This window comes from Coleofasciculus sp. E2-BRE-01 (assembly GCF_040221695.1).
Taxonomy (GTDB): domain Bacteria; phylum Cyanobacteriota; class Cyanobacteriia; order Cyanobacteriales; family Coleofasciculaceae; genus Coleofasciculus.
Genome location: NZ_JAVKEA010000078.1, coordinates 17,044 through 36,662 on the forward strand (window position 1 = coordinate 17,044; position 19,619 = coordinate 36,662).

The window sequence follows — 19,619 nt, forward strand, 5'->3', positions numbered from 1 at the left end:
AGGGAGATGGGGAAGATGAGGGAGATGGGGAAGATGGGGAAGATGGGGGAGAGAATTACCAATGAACAATCAACAATGAACAATCAACAATCATTCTGTCCGATCCATTTGTTGCTGGTTTAGGTAATAATAATGACCGCGTTTTGCCATTAATTGCTGATGAGTGCCACTTTCGACTAAAACTCCTTTATCCAACACAAGAATTAAATCCGCTTTGCGAACCGTAGACAGGCGGTGGGCAATAATTAACGTGGTTCGTCCTTGGAGAATTGTGTTGAAATTGGTCTGAATAATCCGTTCAGATTCAGCATCTAAATGAGACGTGGCTTCATCTAAAATAAGTAAGCGGGGATTGCCTAATAACGCCCGCGCGATCGCGAGTCGTTGTCTCTGTCCTCCTGATAACATTCCGCCCCCTTCTCCTATCTGGGTTTCATACCCCATGGGTAGCTTTTTGATGAACTCATCCGCCCCAGCTTGTTGGGCGGCGGTGATGATTTCGTCCAGGGTGGCTGAGGGATGACCAATGCTAATATTCTCCCGAATCGTGCTACCAAATAAGAAGGTATCTTGGTCTACAACGCCGATTTGTTGGCGCAGGGATTGTAGGGATAAACTGGTGATATCTTGCCCATCAATTAACACCTTGCCATCCGTCGCCGGATACAGTCCTAAAATTAACTTGGATATCGTGGTTTTCCCCGAACCACTGCGTCCAACTAGGGCGACGGTTTGACCGGGTTGGACGGTAAAACTCAAGTTTTCTAGGACATTAATATCGCTTTCGGGGTGATACCGGAACGTCACCTGATCAAACTGAATCTCTCCCTTTAAGTCAGGTAAACCTTGCCGCACTGATGCCTGTAAATTTTCTTCCGGTTCGGTATCAATGACATCATTAATTCGTTCAACGGCAATAATCACTTCCTGTAACTGATTCCAGAGTACGGTTAATCGTTCAAAGGGCGTAATTACGTTGCCAATTAACATATTAAATGCCACTAATTGTCCAATCGTCAGTTCATTTTGAATCACTAACCAGGCACCAAACCAGAGTAGTCCTGTTGTCACCACGGTTTCTAGAGTTGAGCTAAAAATTTGCAGGCGGTTGCTAATAATCTGCCCCGAAAACATCTTTTTCACCGATTGCAGCAAATGTTCCTCCCAGCGCCAACGCACGGTTTGTTCCACCGCCATAGATTTGACCGTGCGAACCCCGGTGAGGGATTCAATTAGATAACTATTTTCCACCGCAAAGGCATTAAATATTTCTCTGGAAATGCGGCGCAGGAACGGGGTGGCAATTAGGGCAAGTAGAACAAAGGGCGGGACGATGACTAATGCCAAAAGCGCCATTTCCCAGCTATACCAAAACATTAACCCCACATACACAAAGACCGTGAGTAAGTCGAGTAAAATGGAGAGGGCTTCCCCGGTAAGAAAACGCTGAATTTTCTGGTTTTCTTGCACCCGCGACATAATATCCCCCACATAACGGGACTCAAAGAAGGAAAGGGGGAGGCGGAAGGTATGGCGAATAAAGCCGACAATTAGGGCTAAGTTCACCTTATTCGCGGTATGGTCTAATAAGTATTGCCGCAATCCAGTCATAGCGACGCGGAACAGACCAAAAATTAGCATTCCTAAACCAACAGCGGTTAAAGTGAGGTTGCTTCCTTGGACAACTACTCGGTCTAATAGGAGTTGGGTGAATAGGGGCGTAATTAATCCAAAGATTTGAATCAGCAGGGAAGCAATGAAGACTTCCAGGAGGACAAATCCGTGGGGTTTAACTAACTCAAAGAATTGCCAGAAGGGAGTCGTCGTCTCCTCGGTTTCCTGTAATAAGGTGGTGGGTTGTAAGAGGAGGGAATAACTTGTCCAACTGGCATTAAATTCCTCCGGAGTCAGACTGCGTTGACCAATAGCTGGGTCGGCGACAATCACCTGAGTTGCTGTAATTTCATAGACAACGATATAATGATTTCCGTCCCAGTGAACAATTGCTGGCAGCGGTTGTTGGGCGAGTTGGTCTAAACTAGCTTTTACGGGTCGCGTGGAAAAGCCAATACTTTCAGCGGCGGCGGATAGTCCCCGTAGAGATGCACCGTTGCGGTCAACATTGGCGATATCTCTGAGGCGATTCACACTTAATTTTTTTCCCCAATACCGACCCACCATCACCAAACAAGCTGCCCCACAATCTGAGGCACTTTGTTGGGCATAAAAAGGATAGCGGCGCGTGATCCGCTGCCAGAGATGACCGACTTTCTGGGTAGGATTGGGAAAGTCGGCTTTACTGATGGTTTGCTGCCCGTTTGTTAATTCCTCTGGGGTGTCCGTGTCCTCTGGAATAACTGGGGTTACGGCTAAATTATCCCCGGAACTAAACTGGGAATTCCTCACCTTTGCCCGATGATACAAATGATCCCGAATATGAGGATGGTTTTGGACGAGGGAAAAGAGGAGGGTTGGGGGAATGTAGGATAATTGGAGATGACGGGATGCCCTAGCGGAGTAGGGTTGAAAGGGTTCATCGGGAAAAAAGGTGACTTCGCCAAAGGTGTCTCCAGGTTTCAGCGTGGTAATCAGTTCACCGTTGGCGTCAATGAGTCTAACTTTCCCGGTAGTAATCAGGTAAATTCCGGCTTCAGATTGATCCGATTGCCAAAATTGACCGAGTTTGGGTTCGAGAATTTTGATCTGTTTCAGACAATTGCTGAATTGCGATTCGCTAAAATCATGTCCGAGACAATCACTAAGGTGTTGACGGGAAATTCGGGGTGGAGTTTGTACCATAATGGGTTTGCACCTCAACTCATGTTAATCGGATTAAATTGCCAGACATCCTGGGTTTTCGGGGTATGGTTGGGGGTGAGGTTGCTAATCACAATTCGCTTATCTGAATCCTCCTCTGCATCAGGGGAAGTGTCGGGTTGAGGGGGTTTGGGGCGAGTCGAGAGTCCCATTTTTTTCAATAATCGATTAATATGGCGATCGCTAACTTCTATGCCAAATTCTGTAGCCAGGTGTTTGCTTAACTTCTGGGCGGTCCAGTTGCGAAAGGAATAGCCAATATCTCGGGGACTCTGAGTGACTAATTCTTGTAAGCGTTGCAGATACTCATCATTCACCGCTTTAGGGCGTCCAATCGGATGGGATTGCCAATGATGCGCCTCGCCACTACGGGCAATTAGCATCCAATGTCGGGCGGTGATGGGGGAACAGTTCAACGCCTGACAAATTTGGGCTTGGGTTTTACCCTCGTCGGCTAACAGCATGATTTGGATGCGCTGGCGATATTTTGGCGATAAATCCTCTTGCAGATTTTTTTGCAGTCGTTTGCGCTGAAAGGGGGTCAGGTATTCAGCGTCCGATTTACGCAAGGTGCGGCGTTGACCCAGGTTGGGTGGGGATTGGTGGCTGGACATTTCTATACTTGCGTTGGGGATGGGCAGGGATTTATCACAAGGATTATCCCTTTTTTTTAAATAAATCACTTTGTATAAAACTATATATAAAACAGACGGAGGTTCTCTGTCAAGACAAAAAATGCACAGTTTGGGGTTTTGTCGCCAAATGCTTTTATAGCAAGGGTTGTGGTTTATATACAAAGTGAGCTAAACCCAAGCAAGATCCCCGACTTCTCGGAGAAGTCGGGGATCTGAGAGACCTCACTTACCACCATTGCCTATTGCCTATTGCCTCTCCCCACCACAAAACTTATTCAGCAGCCCCTACCTACTTACTCCCATTCCGGCATAAAACTATGGAACTAAAATCTAGCACTGATAAGGATTTCAGCCATTAACATTACCTAGTCTTATAGTGGGAAGGGAGTACTGCTATACCAACCGAGTTCATCGCCATAAACCATCAAGCATGAACCCCGTGACTGTGCCAATATTATTTCTGAAAAAAAATAACTCTTCCCTGGGTCAGATGCGTCGATTGACCGTTTCCTGTAGTCTACTGGCTGTAAGCTTTTCGACTATAGTCTCATTTATTAACATTTTGCATAGAAATCTTGACATTAATTCGTAAAGTTAACTAATGTAGCAGTCGGACAGGTTTATTGAAACGCTTTACATTTAGGTAGTTACACCAACTTCAGTTCCTTAGCCAGAGTCAGAGGAACAGCAGTAAGGGCTGAAGGATAAAGCGGTATGACAGTAAGGGGCACCTGCGACTGTTTTAGAAGCAAAAGCTAAAGGACGTGTTGATCATGCTGCCATTACCAGAGGAAGGTCGGAGACGAGTTCAAATAGAGGGTGTGTTGCCCCAAATCGATGGGGGTCGTTTTGCCATCAAGCGGACGGTTGGGGAACGAGTCCATGTGGAAGTGGATATGTTCTGTGACAGTCATGATGCCGTATCGGGTGTCATTTTATACCGTCCCCAAAAATCCCAAACCTGGTTTGAGGTTCCCCTGACGCCAACGGTGAACGATCGCTGGCAGGGAGAATTTACTGTATCAGAGATGGGGGATTATGTCTATACCATTATGGGCTGGGCTGACCATTTTAAATCCTGGCAACGGGACATGACCAAGAAATTGGCAGCCGAACAAGATGTGTCCGTTGACTTGCTGATTGGGGCAAACTTAATCGAAGACGCGGTGAAACGTGCCAGTGGGGATGATGCGGCACAGTTAAAAACCTGGGTCTCGACACTGCGATCGCAAGATGTCGCCCAACCAATTTTAGGGGATAAAGCCATTTCCCCGGAACTGGCGCAACTGATGGCAAAATACCCCGATCGCAAATTTGCCAGCACCTACCACAAAGAACTGAGAATTACCGTAGACCGAGAACGGGCAAGGTTTAGCACCTGGTACGAAATGTTTCCCCGTTCCTGTGGTGAACCGGGCAAACATGGCACATTCAAAGATGCCCAAGCCCGCTTACCCTATATTGCCAGCATGGGGTTTGATGTCCTGTATTTACCCCCAATTCATCCCATTGGTAAGCAATTTCGCAAAGGCAAAAATAACACCAATGTCGCCGAACCTGACGATGTAGGTGTACCCTGGGGTATTGGTGCAGCCGAAGGCGGACACAAGGCGGTTCATCCTCAGTTAGGAACCATGGCTGACTTTGAGGAGTTTGTTGCCAAAGCCGCTGAACATGGGATTGAAATTGCCCTAGACTTAGCCTTCCAATGTTCTCCCGATCACCCCTACGTCAAAGAAAATCCCCAATGGTTCCGTAGCCGCCCTGATGGGACGATTCAATACGCCGAGAATCCGCCGAAAAAATATCAGGATATTTATCCGATTGACTTTGAAACCCCAGACTGGCAAAATCTGTGGCAAGAACTGCGGAGTGTCATGCTTTTTTGGATTGAAAAAGGCGTGCGGATTTTCCGAGTCGATAACCCTCATACCAAGGCATTCGACTTTTGGGAATGGGTAATTGCGGATTTGAGACAAACCTATCCCGATTTAATTTACCTCTCGGAATCCTTTACCCGTCCCAAGGTGATGTATCGCCTCGCCAAGTTAGGATTTACCCAATCCTATACCTACTTCACTTGGCGTAATAGTAAGTGGGAAATGACCCAATATCTCACCGAACTCACCCAAACCCCTGCTTATGACATCTTTCGCCCCAACTTTTGGCCCAATACCCCGGATATTTTGCATGAGTTTATTCAGCATGGGGGACGCCCTGCCTGTATTATTCGCTTAGTGCTGGCAGCAAGTTTAACGGCAAACTATGGGATTTATGGACCCGCGTTTGAAGTCTGCGAAAATCGGGCGCTGAAACCCGGTAGTGAAGAGTACTTACACTCAGAGAAATATCAGATTCGGGAATGGGATTTAGATAGTCCGTATACAATCAAAGACTTGATTACCCGGATCAATTTTGCCCGTCGGGAACATCCCGCGTTGCAAAGTAACGGCAGTTTGCGGTTTCATCACACGGATAATCACCATATTATTTGTTACAGCAAACAGACTGATGATTGCAAGGATGTGATGCTAATGGTGGTCAGTTTTGACCCTCAGTGGATGCAAGCAGGCTTCATTGACTTGCCCTTAGAATCCTTAGGGATTGACCCCTATCGGGAATACTATCTCCATGATCTACTCAGTGATACCCACTACACTTGGTTTGGCGGACATAACTATGTGGAACTTAATCCTCAGGGTATTCCAGCCCATGTTTTCTGGGTAAGGCAATAGGAAGATGGGAGAGATGGGGAAGATGAGGGAGATGGGGAAGATGAGGGAGATGAGGGAGATGAGTAAGTTAACTCAAAACTCTACCTTACCTATTCCCTGTTCCCTGTTCCCTGTTCCCTGTTCCCTGTTCCCTGTTCCCTGACAAATGACGAATAATGACGAATCAACCAGGGAGAACTACCAAAGAACCAATGCTTAACTCAATCTTAAAAGATGATCCGTTATGGTTTAAAGATGCCATCATCTATGAAGTGCCGATTCGTGCCTTTGCCGATAGCAATGGCGATGGAGTTGGTGACTTGCGCGGATTGACATCGAAGCTGGATTATTTACGGGATTTAGGGGTCACTGCAATCTGGACATTACCCTTTTTCCCCTCTCCGCTTAAAGATGATGGCTACGATATTGCCGAATATAAAAAAATCAATCCTATTTTTGGCACAATCGAAGATCTCAAAGAGCTGTTAGATGCGGCGCATCAACGGGGGATTCGGGTAATTATTGAGTTAATTGTTAACCATACCTCGGATCAGCACCCCTGGTTTCAACGCGCTCGCAAAGCCCCGAAAGGCAGTAGTGAACGGGATTTTTATGTCTGGAGTGAGAACCCGGAAAAATATAAAGATGCCCGGATTATTTTCCAGGATTTTGAACATTCTAACTGGGCGTGGGACCCGGTGGCTAAAGCGTATTATTGGCATCGCTTCTATTCCCATCAACCTGACCTCAATTACGAAAATCCGGAAGTGGCTAAAGCCGTTTTAGAGGTTGTGGATTTATGGTTGGCAATGGGCGTGGATGGACTGCGGATGGACGCCGTGCCTTATTTGTATGAACAAGAAGACACAAACTGTGAGAATTTACCCGCTACCCATGCGTTCTTGAAACAGTTACGCGCCCATGTTGACGCCAAGTTCCCCAATCGGATGCTGTTGGCTGAGGCGAATCAGTGGCCCGAAGATGCGGCGGAGTATTATGGGCAGGGGGATGAGTGCCACATGAATTTCCATTTTCCCCTAATGCCGCGCCTGTTTATGTCATTGAAGATGGAGGATAATTTCCCCATCATTGATATTCTCAACCAGACGCCGCAAATTCCCAATAACTGTCAGTGGGCATTGTTCCTGCGGAATCATGACGAACTGACTCTGGAAATGGTCAGCGATGAAGACCGGGACTACATGTATAAAGTGTATGCAGAAGACCCGCAGGCACGACTCAATTTAGGGATTCGTCGCCGCCTCGCACCACTGATGGGGAATAATCGCGACCAAATTCAATTGATGAATGGGTTGCTGCTGTCTCTCCCCGGTACCCCCGTCATTTACTATGGGGATGAGATTGGTATGGGCGATAATATTTATCTGGGCGATCGCAACGGGGTACGCACACCGATGCAATGGAGTGCTGACCGCAATGCTGGCTTCTCGCGCACGAATCCGCAACGACTTTACGCCCCGCCGATTGTTGACCCAGAATATCATTATGAAGCGATTAATGTAGAAGCGCAGCAGGGGAATCCCAATTCCCTGTGGTGGTGGATGAAGCGGTTAATTGCCACCCGCCAGCGTTTCCAAGCGTTTGGGCGAGGAACGTTTGAGTTTCTCCATCCCGATAACCGTAAGGTTTTGGCATTTACCCGCACTTATGCCGGGGAACATATTTTAGTGGTTGCCAACTTGTCGCGATTTGTGCAAACGGTGGAATTGGATCTCTCGGCATTCCAAGGGATGGTACCCGTGGAGATTTTTGGACGTACCCAATTCCCAGCGATTGGTTCTTCATCCTATTTCCTCAGCCTTAGCCCCCATAGCTTCTACTGGTTTACCCTCCAGTTGCAAGACACTCTAGCGGAAACTCCCAGTTCCCAAGTTCAACCGCCGACGCTGAGGGTGAGTGGCAAATGGCAAACGGTGTTTTCTCAACCGATTTTAAAGACCACCTTGGAGTCGATTTTGCCCAATTACCTCTATACTTGTCGCTGGTTTGGGGGTAAGGCGAGAACGGTGCAATCGGCAGAGATTGTGGAAGTGATTCCCGTCTCCTATAAAGAAACCGAGGCTGAGTTGATTTTTATCAAACTCGAATACACTGAGGGTATCCCAGAAACCTACATTCTGCCCTTAGCTTACGCACCAGGAACGGAACTGGGTGGCGATGGGTCGAACATTCAGGCTCATCAGGTTATTGCCTATCTCCAGGTTGAGGGACCCGAAGAGGTAGGCTTATTATTCGATGCGGTAGCTGAACCGGACTTTTTAGCCTTCCCCTTAGATGCCGTGCGTCACAAGCATCGCTATAAAGGAAAGGCGGGAACCTTAGTGGCTACAGCAACAGACGCCCTGGCTGAACTGATGCAGGAGGCGACTCACCTGGAACCGCATCTGCTCAGAGGCGAACAAAGTAATACTTCAATCGTGTATGGCGATCGCTTTATCTTAAAGCTATTCCGTAAGGTTGAAGAAGGAATTAACCCAGACTTAGAAATTGGGCGTTTCCTCACCGATAAACATGTCACCGAACATTTTGTTCCCGTGGCTGGGGCGCTGGAGTATCGCGTTTCCAACTCAGATACGATCACCATCGGTGCTTTGCAAGCATTTGTTCCCAATACCACCAATGCTTGGTCTTATACCTTAGATTCCCTGCGCGGCTATTTTGAGCAAGTGATGGTATTGCCCGGATCAGATTTACAGGAGATGGAACTCCTCTTACCCTCGGCTGTCGAGTCGCTAGATCGAACTGATCCGCCCTTTGGCTACGATCTGATTGTTCCCTATTTGGATACGACGCAACTGTTGGCAAAGCGCACGGCTCAATTGCATATTGCTTTGTCCTCGGATGCGGAGAATCCTAACTTTGCCCCAGAACCGTTTACCTCGTTCTATCAACGGTCTGTGTATCAGTATATGCGGAACCTGACGGGTCAGGTTTTACTGCTACTGAAAAAACGGATCGAGGTATTACCGGAGGAAACTCAGCCCTTAGCCCAAACCATTCTCAACCGCCAAGAGCAGATTTTAGGACGCTTTAAAGCCTTAATCAATCTGCAAATTACGTCGATGCGTACCCGTTGTCATGGTGATTTCCATTTAGGACAAGTCTTATATACGGGGAAAGACTTAATTATCATTGACTTTGAGGGAGAACCCGCCCGTCCTCTGAGTGAACGGCGGATGAAGCGATCGCCCCTACGGGATGTGGCGGGAATGCTGCAATCATTCCACTATGCGGTGGCGCTGGGCTTACGCAATGAAATGGACAGTGGTATGATCCGCCCGGATAATCTCTCGGTGATGGAACAATGGACTGGGTTCTGGTATTCCTGGGTGAGTGATACGTTCCTGAAAACCTATCTGGCTACAAGTGCAGGTCATTCGTTTATTCCCCAAACGACTCAGGAGTTACAGGTGCTGTTGGATGCTTATCTGTTTGAGAAATCGATTTATGAGTTAGGCTATGAACTCAATAATCGACCGAAGTGGGTAGATATTCCCTTACAGCGCATTCTCCAGTTGCTGGAGTCGGTGCCAATGTCTGGTGGGGAACAGATGAATTTCCAGACGCCACCGATGAGGTAGAGAGATAAGGGTAATGGGGAGATGGGGTGATGGGATGAGGGACTAATATTGGTTATTCTCCCTAGCTTGGCAGCAAAATCCGCCCTGTGTGTAGGGGCGGGTTTTATTATTAACGTTTAGTTTTCACCCTGATATCACTAAACCCGCCCTGATTAGAGTGCAAGTCATCTTCAACAAATGACGAATGACGAATGACAAATGACAAAAGACAAATTTTGACACGGGTAGGTATTGTGCTGATCGCTGTTGGGATTCTCGAGTTCGCCTATTTTTGGTCTACGCTTGATGATCCGCAGTGCATATTATCATCAAATCCGAGTCCAACGTCTTCATCACCTGGATCGGCAATCTTAGTGGTATGACGACTCAAGAATGGTGGCGTCACGCCGTTATTTATCAGGTTTACCTCCGCAGCTTCCAGGATAGTGATGGAGATGGGGGGGGAGATTTGCCGGGAGTAGTCCAAAAGCTGGATTACATCGCCTCTCTGGGAGTTGATGCGGTTTGGATTTCCCCGTTTTTCCCCTCCCCGATGAAAGACGGGGGTTATGATATTTCTGACTATTGTGCGATCGCGCCTCAGTTTGGTACATTATCGAACTTCCAACAGCTACTCCATCAAGCCCATCGTCGCGGCTTAAAGATACTGATTGATCAGGTATGGAGTCATACCTCCCATGAACATCCCTGGTTTCAGGAAAGTCGCCGCCGTCGGGATAATCCAAAAGCCGATTGGTATGTGTGGGTAGACGCTAAACCCGATGGTACGCCACCGAATAATTGGCTGTCGGCGATGGGGGGTAGTGCTTGGACATGGGAACCCCAGCGTCAACAGTATTATTTGCATAACTTTTTAGCCGAGCAACCGGATTTAAATTGGTATAACCCAGAGGTGGTGCAAGCGATTCTAGAGGTGGCTCAATTTTGGCTGGAGTTAGGCGTGGATGGGTTCCGTCTGGATGTGATTAACTTCTTGATGCATGACCGTCAATTGCGAGATAATCCATTACGTTCTCCAGGAATGAATCGACCGGATGGCGCTCATCCCAATGATCCGCTATTTGAGTATATTAATCTTTATAATTTATGTCGCCCGGAAACCCTAACCGTATTGGAATCAATTCGCCAGTTAATGAACCGCTATCCGGGAACAACCACGTTAGCCGAAATTGCTAATGCGGAAGATTCCCTATTAAGTGCGAGTGAGTATGTGAGTGGAGATAAACGTCTCCAGATGGCGTATAATTCAACACTTTTGGGTGAAAAGCCATTAAGTTATTCCTGGATGCGCCCTCTATTGGAACGGGTCAACAGCTTATTTCAAGGTAGCGTAATATGCTGGACAGTTGGCACTCACGATTACCCTCGTGTTAAATCCCGTTGGGGTCAGTTTTTACCCGATGAACCGAGTATCCAGGAAGCGTTTGCCCGTCTGATTCCGGCGCTGATTCTGTCTTTACCAGGGAGTTGTTGTCTGTATCAAGGGGATGAATTAGGACTTCCCCAAGCCGAGGTTCCCTATGAGAAAATGCAAGATCCTTTGGGAATTGCGGGGTATCCAGTGATGAAAGGGAGAGATGGTTCTCGTACCCCGATTCCTTGGCAAGCTGAGGCGCATCAGGCGGGGTTTACGACTGCGGTAGAACCTTGGTTACCGATTCCCGATGACCATCGTCTTTTGGCGGTTGACCAACAAGACAAACAACCCAAGTCGCTATTGAATCATTATCGCCGTTTTCTGCATTGGCGGAAACAGCAGTTGGCTTTGACTCGGGGGAATTTGATTCTTTTAGAGACAGCAGAACCTGTGTTGGGGTTTATCCGGAGTTGTGCCGAACAGCATCTTTTATGTCTGTTTAATTTAAGTGCGACATCGGTTCAGTTTGATTTGTCGCTTTACCCGGATTGTGTGGCGGTTGAGGCGTTGGAGTTTACGGTTAAACCTGATGGTAATCGGTTAGAAATGTCGGCTTATGGGGTATTCTTCGCTACGATATCGAAAGTCGTCTAAGCCTTTATTAAGTAGGGTCTACTGAATGAGTTTTGTGGTTGGTAGAGGGCATAGGGAATAGGCAACACCTCGGACTTCGGCGTGAGCGCGGACCCCTGAGCCTGTCGAAGTTCAGTCGAACGCTTCGCTCAGTAACACGCTCGGTAACACGCTCGGTGTGTCATGGGCAATGGTTTCGACCCCTCTGTTGAGGGTTTTTAAATAGTCCTTAAACCCTTACAAATGACGAATGACAAATGACGAATGACTACTTGCCTGCCTTCTTTGTACCACATACCCTGAAAAGTAGGGTTATATTTGTGGTAAAATCAAACCATCTTAAATATATTTAGGCTCAAATGGGGGAAGTATGAAATTTATCAGTCCCAAGGTCGATTATGCCTTTAAAAAAATATTTGGTTCTGAACAAAGCAAGGATATTTTAATCAGTTTTCTCAATGCGATAATTTATGGGGGCGAGAAGATTATTCAATCCTTGACAATTATTAATCCCTATAATCCTGGTCAGCCAATGACCTTAAAAGACACGTATTTAGATATAAAAGCGGTTTTGTATGATGGGTCTATTGTCGTTATTGAAATGCAAATAGCGCGGGTAAGTGCTTTTAGTAAACGAGTTGTTTATAATTTAAGCAAAGCTTACACCAATCAGTTAGGTATCGGAGAAGACTATCTCAGTCTTACCCCGGTGATTGCTGTCACTATCACCGATTTTATCCTGTTTAACCAGACTCCTGATGTAATCAATCAATTTATCTTTCAGGAAAAAACGAAAAAATTTGCTTATCCCGATACCGAATTGCAACTCATTTTTATAGAATTGCCGAAATTTAAGAAAACCCTGTCAGAATTAAATAGTTTAAGCGATAAATGGATTTATTTTATTAAAGAAGCTGCCACCTTAGATGCCATACCCGATAATTTAGGAGAAGTCCGTGAGATAGAACTGGCTTTAAATATTGCCAACCAAGCCAAAATGACGGTAGAAGAGTTAGACGTGGTTGATCGCCGAGGGATAATGTTACAAGATGAGAAAGGGCGGATAACTTATGCCAAAGAAGAAGGCAAAGAAGAAGGAAAACTCACGGAAGCGATCGCGTTAATCCTGCGTCAACTCAAAAAGCGTTTTGGTGAGATTAATATCGCGATAACTAGCCAAGTTGAAGCGTTATCGATTGAAGAGTTGGAACGTTTAGGAGAAGATTTTTTAGACTTTAACAGTTTGGCAGATTTGGAACATTGGCTGGAAGAGCGATCGCGCTGATCAACCCTTTGATCTTTTATTACTCAATTTTTATCAATCAACCGCTACAGGCTAAGAACCTGAAGGGAAATAATCAATTATTGACAGTCATTTTCCCGTTGATTAATGTCCCGTTTTGGGCATCATCAGTATTTTTACTTATTGACAAATATGACTTAATTTATTTTTTTTACATCCATTTAATAAGCTTTGTTTATTGATTTTTGTTAAACGATAAACTTATACAATAACAGAAAGAGTAAGAAACGTAAAGCGTTACACTAGCAAACGTGTATTAAATCTTGAAACGAGGGCGACTTCCCTTACCTGCCGAAAATTGTTTCTGGTCAGAAATAATTTCCTTTAGCCAAACTGTTTTGTCTGAACGGGCAGATTGATTATTGGTGAATTCATCAGTAACACACTGATGATTGATGAAAAATTTAGGATAGTAATAAGGATGGATCATACCACCAAACCGCTGAACCCTGATCAGCAAATTAATCACGGGTGTAATTTAAAATGGAAGCCTACCGATCAAACAGACTATTGGTTGGCAACAACGGCGCTAGTGAGGCGTAAGATCGGTGGCAAGCCAAGTTTGCTTTGTAAGTAAGACCCTTTGACAAAATCAATTGGTTCACCGTTTTGCCAACGGGCATTTTGACAAAAAGTATTTAACCCAAAACCCGCTAATGGAAGACTAGAGTTGCTTGTCCAGATTATCTGGCAAGTGAGTCAAGGTGAGTCGTCTACTTATTGTACTCCCTTGATGCCAACGCTTTCAGGTTAGCAATTTAGATAGTGGTTTTCTGTCCTTTTTTCCAAAATTCAATAACACCATTGGAAAAATATCGTCAATCAGGATTAACCCTGATGACTTACTGGGTTGAGAGTAATTGAATCAACCAGAACTCCTGTGTTTTGGGTCAATTTGAGAGAAGCCTTAAACAGAATAGTGCTAAATTAAGTGTTTGTCGGTAAGCCTGTGATCGCTCTAGAATCGCTTTGTGCTTACTCCCCTCCCTTAAATCAGTGCCATTCAATGCTTGTCTAGGCGGCTTCTCTGGTGTGACTTGCCAATTTTTACAACAGTGTTTCCCCCGGCATCAAGTTAATTTTCGCTGCCAATAATTTCAGAACGCTACAACACCTTTTCATGTCATAAGTACAGGAGAAAATAAACGACAATGACTCCACAAACAACCTTTCCTAAAGCCGGATTAACGGAGACAATCCGGGAAGATTTAATTGACTCATTGCCAAGCCGAGACGCTAACAATATTGGAGTCGAACATGGAGCCAAGTATCGCACCTCGGAGTGGTACACTGGGTCTGGAGAAATCGTTCCGGGGAATGATAGTCGCTCGTTTGAAGTCACTGCAACCTTTACCCTAAAAGCGCAAGTCAAGTTAATTCAGGGAATTTTCGACCCCTCTAACCCAACCCTAGCGGAAATCTATAATAGTCGGGGTCGCTGTGTCGCCATCATCGACCAAACGGTAGATCGTTTGTACGGGGAATCGGTGCGTCAGTATTTTGACACCCATGAAATCCCCCTGCAAATGAATGTCTGTCGCGCTTGGGAAGCGGATAAAACCCCGGAAACGGTGCATCGCCTGCTGGAATTTTTAGGAAAAGACGGCTGTGATGTCTCTCGCAATGAACCTGTATTGGTGATTGGTGGGGGGGTTCTCAGTGATGTGGCGGGATTAGCCTGTGCCTTACAACACCGTCGCACGCCTTATATTATGGTGGGGACAACGATAGTCGCGGCGATTGACGCGGGTCCGAGTCCGCGTACTTGTACCAATGGCAAACAATTTAAGAATAGTATTGGGGCGTATCATCCACCCGTACTAACCTTAGTCGATCGCACTTTTTTCCGCACCCTCGCCACGGGTCATATCCGGAATGGGATGGCGGAAATTATTAAGATGGCGGTGACGGATGACAAGGTTTTGTTTGAACTGCTGGAAGAGTATGGTTCGCGCTTGGTAGAAACTCACTTCGCAACGTTAGGGAATGATGAGGAATTAGCCAAGGTTGCTGATGAAGTGATTTATCGGGCATTGTTCTCCTATATGAAATATGAGGGGACGAATATGTTCGAGACGTATCAGGATCGACCCCATGCTTATGGTCACACATGGAGTCCTCGTTATGAACCCGCCGCTAAGTTAATGCATGGTCATGCGGTAGCGGTAGGAATGGCGTATGGCGCCAGTTTAGCGACGAAATTAGGCTGGTTGCAACCCACAGAACGCGATCGCATTATTGCACTGATTCGTTCTCTGGGGTTGAGTGTCTATCATCCTATCCTTGAAGACATTGATCTGATGATTGCGGGTCAGCAAAATATGCGGCGCAAACGGGGAGATGGCGGACTGTGGGCACCTCTACCCTGTGGTATCGGTGTCTGTGATTATGCCCAAGAGGTACCACCGGATTTACTGGAGGCGGCTGTAGCGGATCATAAAGCTGTTTGTGCAACCTTACCCGATGGTGGTGCTGGCGTAGAAATGTATCTCAAGGATTTGGGTTTGGAATAATAATTCTATCCCCCAATGTAGAGACGTTGCATGCAACGTCTCTACCCTGCAACCTCTGGTACAAATTGCCACATCATCATCATTAAGGAAAAAAATCATGCAAACTGTAACAAAAGAAGCGATCGCACGTCCGGTTACTCCCCTGGGAATTCTAGTCGAACAGCTTGAACAAACCCTGGAATTAGTAGACGAGGCGCAACATCCGCAATTGGCGAGTTCTCTGCAAAAAGCCTATCAACTCGCGGCTAAACTTGAACCGTACCTGAATCAAAATACAACGCCAGATTCTCCCGCCTTAACCGCCTTAGTTGAGAAAACTTGTACTGAAGATTGGAGTAGACTATTCTCCGATGGCGAGACAGTGCGCCAGTTAGAACAGGAGATGTTATCTGGACATGTGGAAGGACAAACCTTGAAGATGTTTGTCAAGATGACTGGGGCGAAACGGGTTCTAGAAATTGGTATGTTCACAGGCTATTCTGCTTTAGCCATGGCGGAAGGATTACCTGAGGATGGATCAGTGATTGCTTGTGAGGTGGATGAGTATGTGGCAAGTTTTGCCCAAACCTGTTTCCAAGCCTCACCTCATGGTGGCAAAATTACTGTAAAAGTCGCCCCAGCTTTAGAGACACTGCGTCAATTAGCGGAAGCGGGAGAGTCGTTTGATTTGGTATTTATTGATGCAGATAAGCAGGAGTATGTGGATTATTATCATACGCTCCTAGATACTCAATTATTAGCACCAGATGGGTTAATTTGTGTGGATAATACCTTGTTGCAAGGACAGGTTTATTTAGCACCCGAAGAACGGACACCGAATGGAGACGCGATCGCCAATTTTAATCAGGTGGTTACGGATGATTCCAGGGTGGAACAGGTTGTCTTACCTTTGCGTGATGGTTTGACCCTAATTCGACGGGTTTAAACCTTAACAATCGGTAGGGGCGGGTTTCACTATTATCGTTGGAAATGGTGCGTTACGCTTCGCTAACGCACCCTACACCCGCCCCGACTCAACATGAATGCACCGACTAAAGCCCTGAACTAAAGCCCTGAACTAAAGTTCGGGCTAAAAGCTAAAACCCGTTAAAACGGGTTCATCATGATTACTTCAGGTAAATACTATGGAGAAATCCCAAAGCCTAAAAGCGCGTCTTATCGCCATACTGCAAAACCTGGGAACATTAACCTTACTCGCGATCGCGTTTCCATTCAATTTAACCGTTGTCGTCGTGGCGCTGGTGTGGGATAGTCTCACCCGCCCTTTCCAGAAACCCAAAGTGGCTAACCCCAATCCGAAAACGATTATGCTTACTGGGGGGAAAATGACCAAATCCTTGCAACTAGCGCGGTCATTTTACGCCGATGGACATCGGGTTATTTTAGTGGAAACCCATAAATATTGGTTGGTGGGACATCGATTTTCGCGGGCGGTTGATCGGTTTTATACCGTTCCTGCGCCCAACAAAGATCCCGATGGTTACATGGAAGGGTTACTCGCGATCGCGAAACAGGAAAATGTGGATGTTTATGTTCCCGTCTGTAGTCCCGTCGCCAGTTATTATGATTCTCTAGCTAAGCCTGTATTATCGGGGTGTTGTGAAGTATTCCACTTCGATCCAGATGTCACCCAACTGCTGGATGATAAGTTTGCGTTTGCCGAAAAAGCACGAGAATTTGGCTTATCTGTACCCAAATCCTTCAAAATTAATGATCCGCAACAGGTGATTGATTTTGACTTTTCCCAAGAGAAACGCAAATATATCCTGAAAAGCATTCCCTACGACTCGGTGCGGCGTTTAAACTTAACGAAACTCCCCTGCGAGACTCCAGCAGAAACTGCTGCATTTGTCAACAGTTTGCCCATCAGTGAGGAGAAACCTTGGATTATGCAGGAGTTTATTCCAGGGAAAGAATACTGTACTCATAGTACGGTGCGGAATGGGGAATTACGACTACACTGCTGCTGTGAATCGTCGGCGTTTCAAGTGAATTATGAAAATGTTGATCAATCAGATATTTTGCAGTGGGTGAGTCGGTTTGTCCAGGGATTGAATTTGACGGGACAAGCCTCCTTTGATTTTATCAAGGCAGAGGATGGAACGGTTTACGCGATCGAGTGTAATCCGCGCACGCATTCGGCGATTACCATGTTTTATAACCATCCCGGCGTGGCGGAAGCCTATTTGGGTGAAACACCTTTCCCTGAACCCTTGCAGCCATTACCGGAGAGTAAGTCAACCTATTGGTTATATCACGAAATTTGGCGGTTAAATGAGATTCGCTCGTTTGGGGATATCCGGCGCTGGCTTCAGACAGTGTTTGGCGGGAAAGATGCCATTTTTCAAGTCAATGATCCACTACCGTTTTTGATAGTACACCATTGGCAAATTACTTTATTGTTGCTAGATAATTTGCGCCGGATGCAGGGCTGGATCAGGATTGATTTTAATATTGGTAAGTTAGTGGAATTGGGGGGAGATTAATCCTGTAGAGACGTTGCATGCAACGTCTCTACAGGGCATGCAACGTCTCTACAGGGACACGGGTTTAGTTACATCGGGGTGAGAATCGTCAAACCCACCCTGACAAAACCAATCACCAATCACTAATCAAAATGATTGCAACTACCTTTATTGTATTTCTTTTGTTGTTTACCGGCGTCGGCATTTATTCGGCAACCAAAAAGCAAAATACAACAACTGATTACCTCCTTGCCAGCCGTAATGTTAATCCCTGGCTAACTGCCTTTTCAGCGATGGCGACGGGTCAAAGTGGCTTTCTATTTATCGGTCAAGTTGGCTTTGCTTATCAGATTGGAATATCGGCAATTTGGCTAACCATTGGCTGGGCGATAGGAGATTATATCGCTTGGGGATTAGTGTTTAAACGATTAAGACAGGTTTCTGAAGAAATTTCTGCCGATACGGTGTCTAGTTTCCTGGGTCAAGAAACCAAAGAAATTCGCTGGATTACTACAATTTCGGCTTTAATTACCATCGCGTTTCTGGGTTCTTATGCAGCGGCGCAACTGGTTGCAGGAGGCAAAGCACTCCATGCGTTGTTTAATTGGAACTATTCCGTCGGTGTGATTGTGGGCGCGATTGTCGTGGTGATTTACTGTTTTTCTGGGGGGATTCGGGCTTCAATTTGGACGGATACAGTGCAAGCCACGATTATGATTGGTTCCTTGGTGCTACTATTTGTGGTGGCGATTGCCAATTGTGGCGGATTAAGTGGATTCTGGACACAGCTTGCCGCCATTGACCCAGGATTGGTAAATTTAAGTCCACAGGATCTGGAGTGGGGACTTTTACCCTTTTTAATTGGCTGGATTGTCGCTGGATTTGGTGTGGTGGGTCAACCCCACATTTTAGTTCGGGCAATGGCAATTAATTCAGCCAATAAAATTGGGTTTGCCCGGAATATTCAAGTGATTTTTGGTTTAGTGAACTCCTTTGCCGCGATGGGTGTGGGGATGGCGGCGCGAGTGCTTTTGCCAAATTTATTAACCAATGGTGATCCAGAATTGGCACTGCCCTATTTAGCCCTAGAATTATTGCCCGCCATCTTAGTTGGAGTGATGTTAGCTGGACTATTTGCTGCTACAATATCGACGGCTGATTCCCAGATTTTATCCTGTTCAGCGGCGTTAACTCAAGACCTGTTTCCGGGATTGGCGCATTCGTATAAGTATGCCAAGTTAGGGACGTTAACAGTAACGTTAATTATCTTAAGTATTGCTTTAAGTGGGGACAACAATGTCTTTGCCTTGATTACGTTCTCTTGGTCAATTCTAGCCTCAGGTTTGGGACCACTGCTGATAGTACGGGCTTGGCAAAAATCGGTAACCACGCCAGCCGCGATCGCGATGATGGTAGGGGGGATTGCCGCGGCGTTGTTCTGGAAGATGGGACTGGATTTATCGGGTATAATTTACGAGGTGCTTCCGGGTATGGCGGCGGGAGGTATTATTTATTTAGTATCTCAGTTTTTTATTGCCCAAGAAAGTAGTTAACTATTGTCAAAATAACGTTAAACAATC

10 protein-coding genes are annotated in these 19,619 nt (G+C 46.1%); 8 read left to right on the forward strand and 2 right to left on the reverse strand.

The features are described from left to right. Window positions 1-90: 90 nt before the first annotated feature. Entirely contained in the window at window positions 91-2,799 is a 2,709-nt protein-coding gene (locus tag RIG66_RS09550; protein WP_446377420.1) for a peptidase domain-containing ABC transporter, read from the reverse strand. A 14-nt stretch (window positions 2,800-2,813) separates the two neighbouring features. Further along, window positions 2,814-3,431 (reverse strand): helix-turn-helix domain-containing protein, encoded by a 618-nt coding sequence (locus RIG66_RS09555; RefSeq protein WP_446377422.1) that lies wholly within the window; start codon window positions 3,429-3,431, stop codon window positions 2,814-2,816. A 794-nt stretch (window positions 3,432-4,225) separates the two neighbouring features. Between RIG66_RS09555 and RIG66_RS09560 the strand changes: the two genes are divergently transcribed. The 8 genes from RIG66_RS09560 to RIG66_RS09595 all read left to right on the forward strand — a co-directional run bounded on the left by RIG66_RS09560 (window position 4,226) and on the right by RIG66_RS09595 (window position 19,592). Further along, entirely contained in the window at window positions 4,226-6,187 is a 1,962-nt protein-coding gene (locus tag RIG66_RS09560; RefSeq protein ID WP_446377424.1) for an alpha-1,4-glucan--maltose-1-phosphate maltosyltransferase, read from the forward strand. 191 nt (window positions 6,188-6,378) lie between these two features. Then, window positions 6,379-9,768 (forward strand): maltose alpha-D-glucosyltransferase, encoded by a 3,390-nt coding sequence (gene treS, locus RIG66_RS09565; RefSeq protein ID WP_446377426.1) that lies wholly within the window; start codon window positions 6,379-6,381, stop codon window positions 9,766-9,768. 295 nt (window positions 9,769-10,063) lie between these two features. Further along, window positions 10,064-11,779 (forward strand): alpha-glucosidase family protein, encoded by a 1,716-nt coding sequence (locus RIG66_RS09570; protein ID WP_446377428.1) that lies wholly within the window; start codon window positions 10,064-10,066, stop codon window positions 11,777-11,779. 349 nt (window positions 11,780-12,128) lie between these two features. Beyond that, window positions 12,129-13,043: an Rpn family recombination-promoting nuclease/putative transposase gene (locus RIG66_RS09575; protein ID WP_446377430.1), complete on the forward strand. Its 915-nt coding sequence runs from the start codon at window positions 12,129-12,131 to the stop codon at window positions 13,041-13,043. Window positions 13,044-14,212: 1,169 nt separating this feature from the next. After that, window positions 14,213-15,574, forward strand: coding sequence for a sedoheptulose 7-phosphate cyclase (locus tag RIG66_RS09580; RefSeq protein WP_446377432.1), 1,362 nt, complete (start codon window positions 14,213-14,215; stop codon window positions 15,572-15,574). Between the two features lie 97 nt (window positions 15,575-15,671). Continuing rightward, window positions 15,672-16,499 (forward strand): O-methyltransferase, encoded by an 828-nt coding sequence (locus tag RIG66_RS09585; RefSeq protein ID WP_446377434.1) that lies wholly within the window; start codon window positions 15,672-15,674, stop codon window positions 16,497-16,499. Window positions 16,500-16,698: 199 nt separating this feature from the next. After that, window positions 16,699-18,060 (forward strand): ATP-grasp domain-containing protein, encoded by a 1,362-nt coding sequence (locus RIG66_RS09590; protein WP_446377436.1) that lies wholly within the window; start codon window positions 16,699-16,701, stop codon window positions 18,058-18,060. Window positions 18,061-18,191: 131 nt separating this feature from the next. Then, window positions 18,192-19,592, forward strand: coding sequence for a sodium/proline symporter (locus tag RIG66_RS09595; RefSeq protein ID WP_446377438.1), 1,401 nt, complete (start codon window positions 18,192-18,194; stop codon window positions 19,590-19,592). The last annotated feature ends 27 nt before the right edge of the window (window positions 19,593-19,619 follow it).